At 68.4% G+C, this 16,067-nt stretch carries 8 protein-coding genes and 2 pseudogenes; 3 read left to right on the top strand and 7 right to left on the bottom strand.

Annotation, left to right across the window (positions count from 1 at the left end; translation table 11 throughout):
• Positions 1-12 precede the first annotated feature (12 nt).
• The 3 genes and pseudogenes from ACFY1H_RS47530 to ACFY1H_RS47520 form a co-directional block, all read right to left on the bottom strand.
• A pseudogene (locus ACFY1H_RS47530) lies at positions 13-451 on the bottom strand (transposase); the annotation flags it as partial.
• Positions 451-654 (bottom strand): hypothetical protein, encoded by a 204-nt coding sequence (locus ACFY1H_RS47525; protein ID WP_386956537.1) that lies wholly within the window; start codon positions 652-654, stop codon positions 451-453. The pseudogene ACFY1H_RS47530 and the gene ACFY1H_RS47525, both read right to left, overlap by 1 nt.
• A gap of 96 nt (positions 655-750) precedes the next feature.
• Positions 751-2,148, bottom strand: coding sequence for a M1 family metallopeptidase (locus ACFY1H_RS47520; RefSeq protein WP_386956536.1), 1,398 nt, complete (start codon positions 2,146-2,148; stop codon positions 751-753).
• A 640-nt stretch (positions 2,149-2,788) separates the two neighbouring features.
• Between ACFY1H_RS47520 and ACFY1H_RS47515 the strand changes: the two genes are divergently transcribed.
• Positions 2,789-3,094, top strand: coding sequence for a hypothetical protein (locus ACFY1H_RS47515; protein WP_386956535.1), 306 nt, complete (start codon positions 2,789-2,791; stop codon positions 3,092-3,094).
• Positions 3,095-3,256: 162 nt separating this feature from the next.
• Here ACFY1H_RS47515 and ACFY1H_RS47510 read toward each other — a convergent pair whose 3' ends face one another.
• From ACFY1H_RS47510 to ACFY1H_RS47495, 4 genes and pseudogenes are all read right to left on the bottom strand, one after another.
• Positions 3,257-6,058: a bifunctional YncE family protein/alkaline phosphatase family protein gene (locus ACFY1H_RS47510; protein WP_386956534.1), complete on the bottom strand. Its 2,802-nt coding sequence runs from the start codon at positions 6,056-6,058 to the stop codon at positions 3,257-3,259.
• A gap of 749 nt (positions 6,059-6,807) precedes the next feature.
• Entirely contained in the window at positions 6,808-9,534 is a 2,727-nt protein-coding gene (locus ACFY1H_RS47505) for an alkaline phosphatase family protein (protein WP_386956533.1), read from the bottom strand.
• 86 nt (positions 9,535-9,620) lie between these two features.
• Positions 9,621-9,879, bottom strand: a pseudogene (locus ACFY1H_RS47500) (hypothetical protein); the annotation flags it as partial.
• 84 nt (positions 9,880-9,963) lie between these two features.
• Positions 9,964-11,247: a bifunctional GNAT family N-acetyltransferase/ATP-binding protein gene (locus ACFY1H_RS47495; protein WP_366589372.1), complete on the bottom strand. Its 1,284-nt coding sequence runs from the start codon at positions 11,245-11,247 to the stop codon at positions 9,964-9,966.
• 420 nt (positions 11,248-11,667) lie between these two features.
• On the opposite strand from ACFY1H_RS47495, the gene ACFY1H_RS47490 reads away from it, so the two are divergent.
• Both ACFY1H_RS47490 and ACFY1H_RS47485 read left to right on the top strand, forming a co-directional pair.
• The gene (locus ACFY1H_RS47490; protein ID WP_386956532.1) at positions 11,668-14,991 is read left to right on the top strand and encodes a DUF4132 domain-containing protein; all 3,324 of its coding nucleotides are present in this window, start codon (positions 11,668-11,670) and stop codon (positions 14,989-14,991) included.
• Positions 14,988-16,058, top strand: coding sequence for an AAA family ATPase (locus tag ACFY1H_RS47485; protein ID WP_386956531.1), 1,071 nt, complete (start codon positions 14,988-14,990; stop codon positions 16,056-16,058). The genes ACFY1H_RS47490 and ACFY1H_RS47485 overlap by 4 nt, the downstream gene beginning before the upstream one ends.
• The last annotated feature ends 9 nt before the right edge of the window (positions 16,059-16,067 follow it).

Below are 16,067 nucleotides of genomic sequence, written 5' to 3'. Positions count from 1 at the left end.
GCGATGCACTGGTCACGATGGCGACGCTCCAGCCAAGCCCGAGCACGTACTAGCCACTACCGACGACGCGGCCATCACGAAGTGTCGTTGCAGTATTAGAGCTTGTCTCATGTCGTTTTTCCGGAGTTTCTTGTGGCAGGTGATGGCGGCTCCGAGGATGAGGAAGGCGCGGAAGTGGTGGCTTTGCGTTCGTAGCGCAGGGTGAGACGTCGGTAGCCGGTCAGCCAGGCCATGGTTCGTTCGATGACCCAGTGGTGCTTGCCGAGCTTGTCGTGGGATTCGATGCCTTTGCGGGCGATGCGGACCTTGATGCCTCTGTCGCGGACCCACCGTCGGAGGGAGTCGTTGGTGTTCGCCGACGAAACCGCGACCGTCAGCGGCACGCCGCCGCGGTCGGACAGCACGTGGATCTTCGACCGAACTTACCGCGATCCACGGGACTGGGGCCGGTCATGGATCTCTTTTTTTCGCCCGCACGCAGGCTCCGTCAACGATTGCCAGGAACAATGCCCACGGCCGGCCCGGCCGACCGTGGGCGATCTCGTTTCCGCCCCGCTTGGCGACCAGCCGTATCGGCTTGCGGAACTGACCCGATTCCAGGCCGGTGAACCGGGCAATCCACTCCGGCCGCGACGCGGTGATCACCTGCACCACACCGACAGGATCAACTACCGACCCAGCCAGCCCGACACCGGGTTACGAGACGTCCCTTAGGAGAGCGTGGCGCGGTCGGTGCAGTCCATGACGTGGTCAGAGTGCCGGCTTGCCCGCTTGGTAGAGCCAGGCGTGGAAGAACGAGTCGAGGTTGCGGTGGGTCAGTCGCTCGACGAACTGGGTGAATTGCCGCGTCGAGACGTTGCCGTATCGGTGAGCGGTCGGCCACTGGGTCAGCACTTCGAAGAAGGCGCGGTCGCCGATCTTCATGCGCAGCGCCTGCAGTGTCATCGCGCCGCGGTTGTAGACCAGGTCGTCGAAGATGTGATCACGTCCGGGGTCGGCGACTTCGCCGCTCCAGTCCTTCTCGGCGGCGTAGGCCTTCGCGAAGGTCTGTTGCACGGGGGCGTTGTTGAATTTCTCCTGGTAGAGCCACTCGGAGTAGGTCGCGAAGCCCTCGTTGAGCCAAATGTCCGACCAGCGCACGGGAGTGAGGCTGTCGCCGAACCACTGGTGGCCGAGTTCGTGGGCGAGCAGGTCGCCGTCGACATCGCTGGTGCTCTGGTCGTAGACCGGCCGGCTCTGCGTCTCGAGGGCGTAGTCGACGCCGACGTCGGCGAGGATGCCGCCGGTCGAGTCGAACGGGTACCGCCCGTACATCGAGGATTCCCATTGGATGACCTGCGCCGTGGTCTGGTTGAACACCTTGCCCTGACCGGGCTTGGTGTCGATCGACTTGCCGATCGCGGTGATGTTCGGCAGGCCGCCGGCCGCCACTCCGCGGGTGACGTCGTAGTTGCCGATCGCGAGCATGCTCAGCTCGCTGGCCATCGGCCGGTTCATGGTCCAGCGGAAGGTGGTCTGGTGATCGTGCGTGGTGGTGGGGCCGGGTTCGCCGTTGGCCAGCACCGTGAGTCCGGTGGGGACGGTGATGGTCTGGGTGTAGGTCGCCTTGTCGTCGGTGGTGTCGTCCACCGGGTAGTAGGTCGCCGCACCGATCGGCTGGTTGAGCGCGACCGCGCCGTCCTTGGTGGCGACCCAGCCGGAGACACCCAGCGCGGGGTCGTCGATCTTCTGCGGGACGCCGGCGTAGCTCACCGAGACGACGAACGAGCTACCCTTCCGTAGACCGTGCGGCGGGGTGATCACCAACTCCTGGGCACCGCTTCTGCTGTAGGTGGTGTTTCGGCCGTCCACCGAGAGTCTGCTGATCTTCAGCGGTCCCTGGAAGTCCAGGTCGAAGCGGGAGAGATCCTGTGTGGCCGTGGCGAGGATCGTCGTGGTCGCGTTGATTGCTTTGGTTTCGGGGTTGAACGCCAGCCGGATGTCGTAGTGGCTGACGTCGTAGCCGCCGTTGCCCATGTCGGGGAAATACGGATCCCCGGCGCCTGGAGCACCAGGGGAGTACAGCGGTTCTCGTGCCGGCGCCGCATCCGCTGCCGGGCTCGTCGCGGCCAGCAGACCGGCGGCCAGCGCGCCGGAGATGATCAACAAGTGGCCACGGCTACGGTTGGCGCCTCGCATTGGTTTGGTCCTCCTCGGCAGTGGTCGACGCTGAAGAGTAGGACCGATCCGACACGCGGATCAAGTCTGTTGCGGCGGCTTCGAAGGTTCGGTTCGGGCGGTTCCCGGGTCGGTCGTGCTGCTGAGGTTCCCGGGGCAATCGCTTGAGGACCTTCCGACGGAGGTTGCGCGCAGCATCCGACGGAAGAGCAGGGGGTCTGTCCGACCACCGTTGGTGAAGGGTCACCACCGCGAAACCCCAGCAGTGTGTGGATCGAACGCAACAGCGGCAAGAAGGACTAGTCAGACTTCATCGTCCTTGGCCAGGACGGTGTCCACTGGGTCGTCGAAGGCCAGTCGGACCGGAGGAAGCTTGACGTCCCTCGGCAACAGCGGCTCCAGTCGAGGCTGCGGGCCATTCGTCGTGCGGTACTGAGCCTTCGGTGTTGGTGTCGACCGCGTCCGCGAAGAGGGCGTCGTAGGTACCGGGTTCGATGACGGCGACGGTGGGGATGTTGCCGGTGAGGGTGAGGGCGTCGAGGGTGACGCCGAGGCACCACACGCGGATCGAGCCGTCGGCGAGGGCGCGGTCAAGCGTGACGAACGGCTCGAGCTGGTCGTAGGCGATGGGGTGACCGCTGCCGTCGTGTTCGTCGTGGCCGAGGAGTTCTTCGGCGTATTCGCGCTGGATGTTGCGTCAGAGGGAGAAGCCGGCGGCGATAGCGGTGGGCAGGACACTGGAGGGCTGGAAGATCCCGGCGGTCGGGAGGTGGGTCATGCCGCCTCCGCCGGCGACGCGGCCGCCGTCGCGTTGGTGCAGGACGATGCTGGGGGAGTGGCCGCCGCGGATGGTGAGGGGCGCCAGATCGACGCTATACGCCACGACGACGGACGAGAGACACACCGTCAAGACCTACATCGGAGGACGAAGAAGTGATCAGAGCCGGCTCGAAGGGCACATCGGGGCAGAGGAACTCCTGGCGGTATCCGGCCCTGCCGATCTGGACGCGCGCCTTGATCCAGGCGGAACGCGGACGGCCCGCCGGATGTCCGGCGGGCCGTCGCGTCGTGCTGCTGTCGAGGTGTTGGTGCTGATTCGTCAGTCGGTGTCGGGGCCGGGGAGGTAGGCGCCGGGCACCTGGTTGGGTGGGTAGATCTTCGTGTCGCCCGGGTAGGGCGTCTTCCATTGGTGGGCCTGGTACCAGGTGTAGCGGTTCATCTGCTCGGGGTTCGAGTAGTCCGGGATCGCGCCGTTGCCGGTGGTGTGCTGGCCGGCGAGCCAGGTCTGCCACGCGGCGGCGGTGGCCTGCATGTCCGCCGGTACCGCGACTTTCTGCGCCTCGGCCTTGTTCAGCGCGGCCGCTGCAGCGCCCGTCTGGCCCAAGGTGTCGAGACCGCAGGACGGGGCGGTGGCGATGCCCTCGGTGAGGGGAACCTGGTTCCGCACCGTGGTGAACGGCGTGTAGTCGGGCTTGTTGGTGAACGCGTCGACCATCGGTGTGGCCGCCGCGAGCTTCTCGTTGAGCGGCTGCGCTCCGAGCATCTGCTCGATGGTGCGGACCATGCTGATCTGCGAGTAGTAAGTACTCACAGTCTTGCCGTGCACCGCGTACGGGCTGATGACCTGGACCGGGGCGCGGTGTCCGTCGACGTGGTCGGCACCGTCCTGGCTGTCGTCGTCGACGACGAAGATGGCCGAGTCCTTCCAGTACTGGCTGTGCGAGATCGTGTCGACGATCTGGCCGATGGCAAGGTCGCCGTCGGCCACGCCCGATTCCGAAGTGGTCGGCCCGCCGGTGTGGTCGCTGGACAGCCACACCATGTTCAAGTTGGCCGGACCGTTCTTCTCGAAGTCCTGCTTCCACAGCTGGGCGCGGTAGACGTCCGGGATCGACAGGTCGAACGGCGGGGACTGCGGGTCGGCGATCGCGTTCAACGACGGGATCGCCGAGCCGTAGGTACCCTTCAGCGCGGGCGCGGTCAGCTGGCCGGCATCGCCGCCGTTCTGGACGCTCGTGGCCGCGCAATAGTACTGCTGCCAGCTGCCGGAGGGCCTGCCCTCCATGTACTCGAACTCGCCGTAGTTCCTGGCCGTCTTGCCGGCGGCCTCGACCCCGGTCCACAGGAAACCGGCACGCTGGTGACCGAGGACGTCCTCTTCGGTGTCGTAGCTGCGCTGGTATTCACCGGCCGAGGATTCGGTGTACTCGGGGTTGTCGCCCTCCATGAGCCAGTTGTGGCCCTCGGCGGAGTTCGTCGCGGGGTCGTAGGTGTTGTCGTAGAGGCCGAACTGCGTGGCCAGCGCGTGCTGGTTCGGCGTGGTCTTCGCGCCGAATTGCGTCAGGGTCGGATCACCGTTGCCCTGTTTCATGTCGCCGAGGATCTGGTCGTAGGTGCGGTTCTCGTTGATGATCAGGAAGACGTGCTTGATCGTCGACGGATCGCCGATCCGGGCCGGCACCGGCACGGCCGCCGTCCTGCCGCCGCGGGACTGCTGGACGTCGTTCTTGCCCCAGCCGTTCTGGGTGAACACCGTGTCGGTGTACTTGCCGGCGATGTCCTTGTCGCTCGGCATGGTGAAACGGGTCAGCGACGCGGTGGTGCTGTGCGTGTCGTGGCCGGTCACCGGGATGGTGCCCTGTCCCTTGGACGTCGTGATGCCCGGGCCCCGCGCGTCGATACCGCGAGTGTTGGTGACCACGACCTGGCCGCCGACCGTCGCCACGTCCGACGGGTAGTAGTCCGTCGGCAGCAGGCCGATGTAGCTCACCGGCTGCTTCGGTGCGCCGTCATAGCGGTAGACCGCGACGGCGTTCGCCCGGCCGAGGGTCACCAGCAGGTGCCCGTCGGCGGTCAGCGCCATGCCGGTGGGCTCGTAGCCGACATCGGACGACGGCCACGGCTTGGTGTCAATCGTCTGCACGACCTGGTTCTTGGTGGCGTCGACGACCGAGAGGGTGTCGCTGCTGGTGTTGGCGACGAACAGCGCGTTGTTCTTGACGTACATCGCGGTGGGGTGCAGCCCGACCGTGATCGACCCGACCGCCGCTCCCGGGTTCGCGGTGTTGATGACGCTGACGGTGCCGGTCGTCGAGGCGCCGGTGGATCCGTTGGCGGGCACCTGGGTGCCGTACGAGTCCATCGTCGTGTCGCCGGCCCGGGCCTGGCGGCCACCCTCGTTGCTCACGTAGAGCGTGTGGCCGACGAAGGCGAGCTCGCGGGGCGCGATGCCGACGTTCCAGGTCCGCTCGACCGCGCCGGTGGCGGGGTTGAGCGCCGCGACCGTGTTCTGCCCGTTGAACGCGGCGTACAGGGTCGAGCCGTCAGGCGAGTACTTGAGCTGGCCGACCAGTGCGGAGTTGGCCACCGTGCTGCGGTCGTTACCCGAAAGGTGGGTTCCCGACGTCGGGATCGGGAAACGGGTCGGCGTGCCGAAGGTGCCGTCGGCGTTCACCGGGAACCGGGTGATGGCGTCCTGCTCGGGCAGCCAGAGGAACTTGCCATCCGGCGAGTAGGTCGGCCCCTCTTGCCCGACGGTGCCGTCGGCGAGCTTCTGGTTGACCCCGGCCGCGGTGCCCACCGTCCAGATCAGCTTGTAGCTCTTCAGGTCGAAGACCTGCAGAGCCACCGACTTGTCGGTGCTGGTCGCCGCGAGGAACCGCCCGTCGGGGCTGACCGTCGAGCCCATGAACTTGCCGAACTGGGTCATCAACCGGGCGCCGATCGGGTTGATGAGCTGGTCGTCGGCGACCTGCAGCCCGTTGCGGTACTGCGTACCGACCTGGTTGTCGCCCAGTGGCACTGTGGTGGCGGCGGCCACTCCCGTGCCGATCGTGAGAACACCGGCCAGACCGGCCACCACGATGCGGAACCGGTGGCCGTTCCGGCGCGAGAGCCCCAACCGGACTCCCGAGCCTTGCCTGCGTTGTCTCGTAACTTGCATACCTATCCCTTTCTACCGGGGCCGGCAGATCGTCCGGAGCGCCGAAACGGCACATTCCGAACTCCCTCAGAGGGTCGGGCGCACCACCTTCGCGACCGGGATCTCGCGGTCGTCGCGATCGGCTTCGCAGTGCGAACAGCACCCGTCGTGGCGTCGTCTGACCGGTCTCGTCCGGCGGGACCAGATCAGGTACGTGGCATTCCTCGACATCGAGGTTCAGCCTGGCACCGGCGACGACCTCGTCGAAACGATTGTTGCTCTCCGCGCATTACGAGCGGATTTATGCATTCGGACCCTCTAAATGTGATCAGCGGCTTGAAGAAACCTAACTACACTCCATGCAATAGGCAGGGCGTACCAGGTGAACCTTGGGTAACGCACGAATGACATCGAATGAACCAATTTCGCGTGTTCATCGGATTTCCGGCGGAAATGGATCACGCTGCTGCTCGCGTGGCTCGAATGGTAAGAAAAGCGATTGAAATTGCCAAATACTTTGTAAAGTCCTGATCAGGTGATCATAATCAGTCCGGTCGGGCGGTTTCACCAGCTCGGGAGGTGCCGGACGGCCCTGATGGGACCGCGATGCGGAAACCGGCTCGTCCGCCTCGCGAGATGCGACGTCAGGCACCCTGCTCGTTGTGCGCAGAGGTGTCGGCCGAGGCCCACCTGCGGGCCCCGGCCGACACCCAGATACGGCAGACTGTTTACTCGTTGTCTCCGTTGAACAGGTAGCGGCCGGGAACCTCGTCAGGCCGCAGGATCTTGTCATCGCCGGGGAACGGCTTGGTCCACCCGGTCGAGGTGTACCAGTCGTACCGGCCCAGCTGCGGCTGGTTCACTCCGTCGACCTGAGCGTGTTCCCCGGTGAGCTTCGGCATCGCCTCGTCCTCGTGCCACTTGGCCCAGGCATCGGCCGTCTGCTGCCGGCCGGCGGGAACGGCCGGGACCGCGCTCGCCTGAGCCGCCAGGGAACCCGACGCCGGAGTCACGGGGATCAGGTTGCTCACGCCTTCGGTGAGCGGGATCTGGTTGGCCACCGTGGCGTAAGGGGTGAAGTCCGGCTTGTCGGTGAACGCGCTGAACATCGGCGTCGCAGCGCGGTCCTCCTGGTTCATCGGCTGCATCCCGAGGATCTGCTCGATCGTCTTCACCGCGTTGACCTGCGTGAAGTACTCGCTGTTGACGACACCGCGCTCGGCGTAGGGGCTGGCGATGAAGAACGGCGCGCGGTGCCCGTCGACGTGGTCGGTGCCGGCCTGGGTGTCGTCCTCGAACACGAACACGGCCGAATCCTTCCAGAACCGGCTGTGCGAGATGTCGGAGATCATCCGGCCGACGGCCAGGTCGTTGTCGGCGACCTGGGCCCGCGGGGTCGCGGGTCCGCCGGTGTGGTCGTTGGGCAGCGACATGGTCGTCAGAGCCGGCAGATCACCGGTCTGCTCGGCCTTCTTGAAGTCCTGCTCCCAGACGTCCACCTTGTACTGGTCGGGGATGGCCAGGTTGAACTGCGGGAAGTTCGGGTTGCTGATGGCGTTGTTCGACGGCACGTCGGAGTAGGACTTGTACGCGTCCATCGCCACCGGGAGGTCGCCGGTGGCTTTGCCCTCGAGGATCTGCGAGTCCGCGTAGTACTGCTGCCACGAGCCGGCCTTGCCGCTGGCGATGGCTTCGTATTCGCCGTAGTTGCGCGCCGACTTGCCGGCGCGTGCGGCGGCGTCCCAGATGAATCCGTCGCGCTGGTAGGCCAGCGCGTCCCGGGCGTTGTAGGGGTAGCTGCGGGCCCAGGCGCTGGCCGCGTCCTGTGCCAGGTAGTCGTTGGGCTCGGCCTGCGTCAGCCAGTTGTGCCCGTCCGCCGAGAGCATGCCGTTGTCGTAGAAGTTGTCGAACGTCGTGAAGGTGTTCGCCAGGCTGTGCTCGTTCGGCGTGACCGCGGCACCGAAGCTGGTCCGCGACGGGTCGCCGTTGCCCTTGCCCAGGTCGCCGAGGATCTGGTCGTAGGTCCGGTTCTCCTTGATGATCATGAACACGTGCTTGATCGGCGACGTCTCACCGTGCTGCCGCGGGATCGCGGTCAGCCGGCCGTGGCCGTTGGCGTCCGACTGCTCGTTCCCCGCCTGCGCCGGGTGGTCCCAGGCGTTGTTGCTGAACACCTGCCGGGTCGTGTCGGCGAGCTGACGGCCATCCGGCATGGCGAAGGAGGTCAGCGTGCCTTTGTAGGCGTAGGTCTGCGGAGCGCCGTCGGTGCCGATGCCCTGCTGGTTGCTGACGATGACCTTGCCCAGCTTGGCGTCGAACTGAACCTGGTCGGGGTACCAGTCGGTCGGGATCAGGCCCTGGTACTTCACCGGTCTGCGGGGGCCGTCGTATTCGAACTGCGCGATCGCGTTGTCGCGGCCGACGCTCACCAGCATGTGCTTCGCGTCGGTGAACGCGATCGAGTTCGGCGACGCGCCGACCTGGATGCCGGGCAGCGGCTCGACGTTGACGGTCTGCGTCACCTTGTGCGTGGCCGCGTCGATGACCGAGACGGTGTCGCTGTTGGTGTTGGTGACGAACACGGCGCCGTCGTGCTGGGTCAGCGACGTCGGCTGGAGACCGACGTCGACGGTGTCGACGACCGCGTCGGTCCCGAGGTCCACGACCGAGACGGTGCCGGTCGTCGAAGCGCCGGTCACCGGGTCGGACACGATGTTCGTGCCGTCGGACTTGTTGGTCGTGTCGCCGGCGACGGCGGTACGGCCGCCCCGGTTCGACACGAACGCCTTGTTCCCGACGATCGTGACGGCCTGCGGCGCATTCCCCACCGCCACCTGGGCCGTGAGCGTGTTCGTGGCGGTGTCGACCACGCCGAGCTTGTTGCTGCCGCTCAGCGCGAGGTACAGCTTCGCGCCGTCGGCCGACAGCGTCAGCCCGTACGGCAACGACCCGCCCGGCAGCGCGAGCTTCGCCGGCGCGGTCGGGTTGGTGATCATGCCGTTGGAGCCGACCGTGTACTTCAGGACGCTGGCAGTCGTGGCGGCATACAGTGCGGAGCCGTCGGGGGAGTACACCGGCGCCGCGACACCGGTACCGCCGAACGTCTGTAGCACCGAACCGCTTGCGGCGTCAAGAATGGTGATCGACGGCGTACCGGAGTTGTCGCCCCCTGTCTGCACCGCCACCTTCGAACCGTCCGGGCTGATGGCGCTGCCGATCGATTGCGCGGAGAACGTGGCCGCACGCGCTCCGAACGGGGAGATCCAGTGGTTGTCCGACGTCAGGATCCGCCCGGCCGCGTCGTGCCGGCCGAGCATGCTCGTGCCGAACGGGTTGTCCGGGACGTGAGCCACCGCGGCGGACGCGACGCCGCCGACCGTGAGCATGACCACGGCAGAGCCGGCGATCGTCCAGCGCTTGCGCGCCGCAGACCGTCGTCGTTGAACTTGCACCATCGTTCCTTTCACAGAACAAATGTTCGGAGGGGACTCCGGGAACTAAACAACCCGAAGACGGCGCGGCACCGTTCCGCAACGTCCTACCCGACCTGGCGGATCGCCGCGAGCCCGAGTCGGATCGCCACCCCGCCCCCGGAGTCCTCGTCGGGTTCGAGGGTGGCGCGCGGCAGCGAGAGGTCGAGGTCGGGGTTGTGGGTGCGCACGCCGTGGCGGCGGGCGTCGGTTACCAGGGACTGGGGTGAGTAGAAGCCCGTGGGCTCGCAGGAGGCCGGCGCAGAACGCGGCGGGGTAGTAGCGCTTGAACCACGTGGAGGCGTAGACCAGCAGCGCGAAGCTCATGGAGTCCTTGCAGATGATCTTGTGTCCGATCAAGTGCGCGGAGAACGCACCGGGCCGCGTGTGGGCACTGTCTGGGGATCGCGGTGATCACATACGCACGTACTGCTCGATGTCTTCTCGGAACTCGGTGATGGCCGGGTCGGTGAGTGTGGGGCGCGTGTCGGCGATGGCGGCGAGGTAGTCCTCGGTGTTGGCGGGGGCATCGTGGCCGTGGACGACTTCGCGTTCGAACGCGGCCTGAGCACCCTTGCGGGCGGCGAACTCGATGTCGGCGGGCGTGAACATCTCGCTCGCCGCCACCAGCCGGCGCAGCTCGACGCTCTCGGCCGTGGGACCCAGGTAGCGCCGCCAGATCGCCGCCCGCGCCGCCGGGTCCGGGGGGCCGACCGGAATGACGTAGTCGAACCGGCCCGGGCGCAAGAACGCCGGATCGAGAGAGCGGACGGAGTTGGTGGCGCAGATCAGCAAGCGGTTGTCGTGGTCGCGGAAGCCGGGGATCAGTTTGAGCAGCTCATTGGTGACTCCGTGGCCAGGATCAACGGCCAGCCCGGACCGGACGCCGGCGATCTCCTCGACTTCGTCGATGAACAGCACAACGCTCTCGAGCCCCGCCAGATCGGCGAACACGTCTCGCAGTGAATTGGCCAGACCCCCTGCTCCCACCGACGCGAGCCTGGAAGGGAACAGCTCCACGAACGGCCACTCCAGCCGGGAGGCAACGGCTTTGGCGAAACTCGTCTTACCGGTGCCCGGCGGACCGAAGAGAATGACTGCCTTCGGTGGCGTGACCCCATGCCGGTCTGCCACGGTGGGCTCGGCCAGCGGCAGCACTATCCGCCGCTCGATGGTTTCCTTCTCCTGCTCCATCCCGGCGAGATCGGTCCACAGGCCTCGCGGGAGAACCCGCCCGCCGAGCTCCGCGAGCAGCCCGGCGTCGCTGGCACCGAGATGCTCGACCTTCTCGTGAAACACCAACCCGGTGCGAGCGAGATAGCCGGAGTTTTCCAGGGCCGCGGCTCCCGTCGCGCCGGGAGGCAGCAGCGCACTGATCCGGCGTATCCCCTGAGCCCGCAGTCGCCGCTCGAGCTCGCCGACCAGGGAGCTGCCGATCCCGCGGTTGCGCCACAACCGGGCGAGCGCCACCCCCACGATCCACGCCCGCTCTCCCCGGGCCTGCGCGACTGCCATGCCCACCACGTCATCGCCGACTGCCGCGACCACGACGAGCTCGCCGGTCCGGGTCGCGTCGATGACCTCCGAAATCGGAAACACCGGAGGCGAATCGTCCGTCTGCCGGTCCTGATCCCAAAGCTGGATGACGCGGTCCAGATCGTCGTCGTGGAAGTCCCGCAATCGCCACGTCGGCACCATCACCACCTTACCGGCAACTCGCCGTCGCGCCCACGCCTTCGGGACGCAGCTGATCGCCGTACGCCCGGACGAGCCACGGTGCGCTCGCCGGACCGTGGCCGACCTGCGCGACGACCCCGAGGAGCTGATCGCCCCTTCCGATGTCGCTACACCGCGGATCCACGCGTCATCGTCCGCGCGAACAACCGCCTGTGCCATTCCTCGGCTTTCGCGCCACTGCGCTCGAGCGCCGCGATCATGGGTCAGTTCACGGCGTCCACGTACGTATAGACCGCGCCGGCGAGCCGCTCGGTAACCCGCGTGGACGAGCTGCCCACCGACAGGGCGAGCTCTGCGGCGATGTCACCGGCAGACGACCGAAACTGTCGGGGCCTCCCCGTAGTCTGCGGTCGATCACTCGGACGACTGGGGGACACACAGGTGAGCGACAGCAGGCAGCCCGAAACCGGATCGGGCGCCGACGAGACGAGCTTCCGGCCGGAGCCGGCCTGGGAGCAGTACGTGCACGTCCGGCGGGGTGGCTGGTTCTGCAAGGAGGTCGAGCTCGACCAGGGTGCGGCCGGCTACTGGCAGACCGTGCTCGAGCAGCTCGATCCGCGCGCCGAGGAGGCGCTCGGGATGCCAGAGAGCGACGCGGCGGTCGTCGCGGGTGTCCGTCGAGCGCGGGCGGGGGAGGCCGACGAGCTGGGTGCCGGTGCGCTGGCGATCCTGCGCGTGGACGGCCTGAGCTGGAACAGCGACGAGCGGCACGAGACCTGGCGCTTGGCTGACGCCTGGGTTCTGCGCCACGGTCTTGCCTTCGCCGTCCGGGCGGCAACCGCGGCCGCCCGGATCGACGACCACCGCCACTACGGGCCGGCGGCGGTGCGGCTGCACACCGGTTCCCGGACGTCCCTGCACGTGACGATGCGCCCGCTGTTCCGGCGGCTGCGATCGATCCTCGCCGCGGCGGCCGAGGCCGACTACGAGGCCGCGACGCTCGCGCTCGCGGCGAACCGTACGCAGTTGGCGGCCCGGGTCGTCGCGTCCTATCTGGTCCCGACGCGCACCGACTGGACGGACGAGTTGATCGCCGAGATCGAGGGTGTCGACCCCTACCAGTTCGACTGGGAAGGGGTTCTGCTGTCCCTGAGCACCCCGGAGCAGGTCGCCGCTGTACACGGCGATCCCGTGAACTGGAAGTTCGCCGACGAAAGTGTCCGTTGCACGGTCACCGACGCGCTGGGGCCGGCCATCGCCCCGTCGCTGGCCCGCGCGATCGACGGCGATCCGAACGGCGGCGACTCGCGCAAGGAGATGCTGCGCTTCCTCGCCGGCCTGCCCACCGACCCGGCGTTCGGGCTGCTCGTGGCTCGGCTGGGCCAGAAGCACGTGGCGCCGGTCGTCGCCGAGGCGATGGCGCGCTTCCCGGCGCGAGCCGTTCGGATGCTGGCCGAAGCCGCCACCGGACGGACGAAAACCGCCGACGCCGCCGGGTTCCTGCTGCGCGGTCATGTGCGCACCCACCCGGACATCGTCGCCGAAGCGCTTCCGCGGCTGCCGGACGAGCAGCGCGCGGCGGTGGAGAAGGCGATGTCCGACGCCGACCGGTTGCCGGAGGCTCCGCTCGCGGCTTTGCCGCGGGTCTTGGCGACTCCGCCGTGGACGAAGAAGCGCGCGGCCGGCAAACCCACTGTCCTCAGCGGACTCGAGGCGCACGCCGAGCCGAAACTCCTGTGGGAGGCGGGTGAAGAAGCCAGGTGGGCGGGCGACCTCCGGCCCGGCGGAAGAACGGACTGGTCGAAGGAGATCGCCGCGTACGAGGCCGGAAGGCGCCACATGTGGTCCGAGTGGCGGCTGTTCGTCAACGGCCCGACGGCGTGGGTGGCCGAGAACCTGCCCCACTGGCGGCCCACGGACGTCTGGGGTGCCGAGAGCTGGGGTCGGCTGCTGCTGGGCCGGCACGGCCTGCTCGCCTACCGGCCGATCGTCGCGGCGGCGACCGCCCACCCCGGCCACGGCGAACTGCTCCTGCCTCTGTCGAGTCCGGAGGTCGCCGAGCTGGTGGCGGATTGGTTCGTCCGGCTGAAGTCGGCCCGCTCGGTCGCTTCGGCCTGGCTGGGGCGGCACCCGGACGACGCAGCGAGGTACCTCGTCCCGCCCGCGCTGGGGCCGGCCGGGGCACGGCGGCGCGCTGCGGAGGCGGCGCTGCGCCAGCTGGCTCGGCAAGGAAACGGCGAGGTCGTCGCGCAGGCTGCAGCGGGCCATGGCCCCGAGGCCGCCGAGGCGATCGGCCGGTTGCTGGCCACCGATCCGCTCGACGTTCTCCCCGCCCGGATCCCGGTGCCTGGCGCCTGGGCGAACCCCGTCACGCTGCCGCAGATCCGGCTGCGCGAGGACGGTCACGCACTGCCGGACGCCGCGGCCGGGCACGTGATCACGATGCTCGCGCTGTGCCGGCCCGATGAGACCTACGCCGGAGTGCCGTACGTCCGGGAAACCTGCGATCCGAGATCGCTCGCGGAGTTCGCGTGGGCGTTGTTCCGGGCGTGGGAGGGCGCCGGGTTCCCGGCCAAGGACGGCTGGGTGCTGACCGCGCTGGCGCTGCTGGGCGACGACGCCGTGGTGCGTGAGCTGAGCCCGCTGATCCGCGCGTGGCCGGGCGAGGGCGGGCACGCGCGGGCGACCGCGGCGCTCGACGTGCTCGCCGGCATCGGCACCGACCTCGCGCTGACGCACTTGAACTCCATCGCGCAGAAGGTGAAGTTCAAGGCGCTCAAGGTGAAGGCGCAAGAGAAGATCACTGCCGTCGCTGACGGGCTCGGCCTGTCAGCCGGCCAGCTGGCCGACCGCCTGGTCCCCACGCTAGGGCTCGACGAAGCGGCCACGGCGGTGATCGACTACGGCCCGCGCCGGTTCGTCGTCGGGTTCGACGAGCAGCTCAAACCGTATGTCACCGACCAGGACGGCAAGCCCCGCAAGGCGTTGCCGAAGCCGGGCGCGAAGGACGACGCCGAGCTGGCCGAGGCCGAGTACAAGCGGTTCGCCGCTTTGAAGAAGGACGTGCGCACCGTGGCCGCCGACCAGATCGCGCGGCTGGAGGCGGCGATGGTGCTGAGCCGGCGCTGGCCCGTCGCCGAGTTCGAGCAACTGCTCGCCGGCCACCCGCTGCTCTGGCACATCGTGCGGCGGCTGGTCTGGCGCACCACGGCGGGCGAGACGTTCCGTTGCGCGGAGGACCGCACGTACGCCAACGCCGAGGACGACGTCTACGTGCTGCCCCCGGATGCCGAGGTGGGCATCGCGCACCCGTTGGAGCTGGGAGCGGAGCTGGCGGCGTGGTCGGAGGTGTTCGCCGACTACGAGATCCTGCAGCCCTTCGCGCAGCTCGGCCGCCCGGTGGCCGAGCTGGACGACGCCGAGCGGGCCGCGACCACCCTCAAGCGCTTCGAGGGCTTGAAGGTGCCGGTCGGCAAAGTCCTGGGCCTGACGAAACGTGGCTGGGTGCGCGGCGAGCCGCAGGACGCCGGGGTGGAGTGCTGGATCCTGCGTCCGACCCCCGGCGGCGCCGCGGTGGTGGTCGACCTTTCCCCGGGCATCGCGGCCGGTGACGTGAGCTGGGAGCCGGAGCAGGAGCTCGGCAAGATCTGGCTGGACGAGGCACGCGGCAGTCATTGGCGGTCCGGTGAGGGCCGGCGGTTCGGCGAGCTCGACCCGGTAACGGCCTCCGAACTCCTCGGCGAGCTGAACGGGCTGACCCGGTGACCGCGAACCCGCAGCGGCCGCCGGCCGAAGCCCGCTACGCCGACGAGCTGGCTCGGCTGCGCGAGCAGGACACCGCGCCGCGTCCTCCGGGCTGGGCGCTCAGCCTGGCGGCGGCGCGCCGGTTCATCGTCGGCGACGAAGCCCAGGGCATCGGGCGCAAGTTCGTCGGCGACCCGTCGCTGATCGACCGTGCGCTGGTCACGTTGGCCACCAGCCGCGGGCTGATGCTCGTCGGTGAGCCGGGCACCGCGAAGTCCCTGCTGTCGGAGCTGATCGCGGCGGCCGTCAGCGGGGATTCGACGCTGACCATCCAAGGCGGCGCGGCCACCACCGAGGACCAGATCAAGTATTCGTGGAACTACGCGCTCCTGGTCGCCGAAGGGCCGTCGACGCGTTCGCTGGTGCCGGCGCCGATGCTGCGCGGGATGCGCGAGGGCGCCCTCGTGCGGTTCGAGGAGATCACGCGCTGCCCGCTGGAGGTGCAGGACTGCCTGCTGTCATTGCTGTCCGAGCGGGTGCTGGCGATCCCGGAGCTGCCCGGGGAAGCGGGCATGGTGTTCGCCGCCGAAGGATTCAACGTCATCGCCACGGCCAACACCCGGGACCGCGGCGTCAACGAGATGAGCGCGGCCCTCAAGCGCCGGTTCACCTTCGAGACCGTCTTCCCGATCGCGGACTTCGGCACCGAGCTGGATCTGGTCGAGCAGGAGGCGACCGCGCTGCTGGCCCGGTCCGGGGTCGAGGCCCCGCCACGCCGGGATGTGCTGGAGGTCTTGGTCACCACCTTCCGCGAGCTGCGTGGCGGATCGGCCGGCGACCGGGTGTCGGCGGTGATGAGCACGGCCGAAGCGGTGTCGGTCGCGCACGCGGTCGGTGTGCGGGGTTGGTACTTGCGCGGCGAAGCGGGTACTCCGGCCGACGTCGTGGCCTGCCTGGCCGGCACGGCCGCGAAGGACAACGCGGACGACCTGGCGCGGCTGCGCCGCTACCTCGAACAGCACGCGGCCCGCCGCGGCGCCGAGACCTGGCAGGAGCTGCACCACGCGCGGCACCTGCTGCCGGGCTGAAGGAGAGCG

This window comes from Amycolatopsis sp. NPDC001319, from assembly GCF_042896185.1.
Taxonomy (GTDB): domain Bacteria; phylum Actinomycetota; class Actinomycetes; order Mycobacteriales; family Pseudonocardiaceae; genus Amycolatopsis.
The sequence above is the reverse complement of the archived record's forward strand: the minus strand, read 5'-3'. Positions and strand labels throughout refer to the sequence as shown.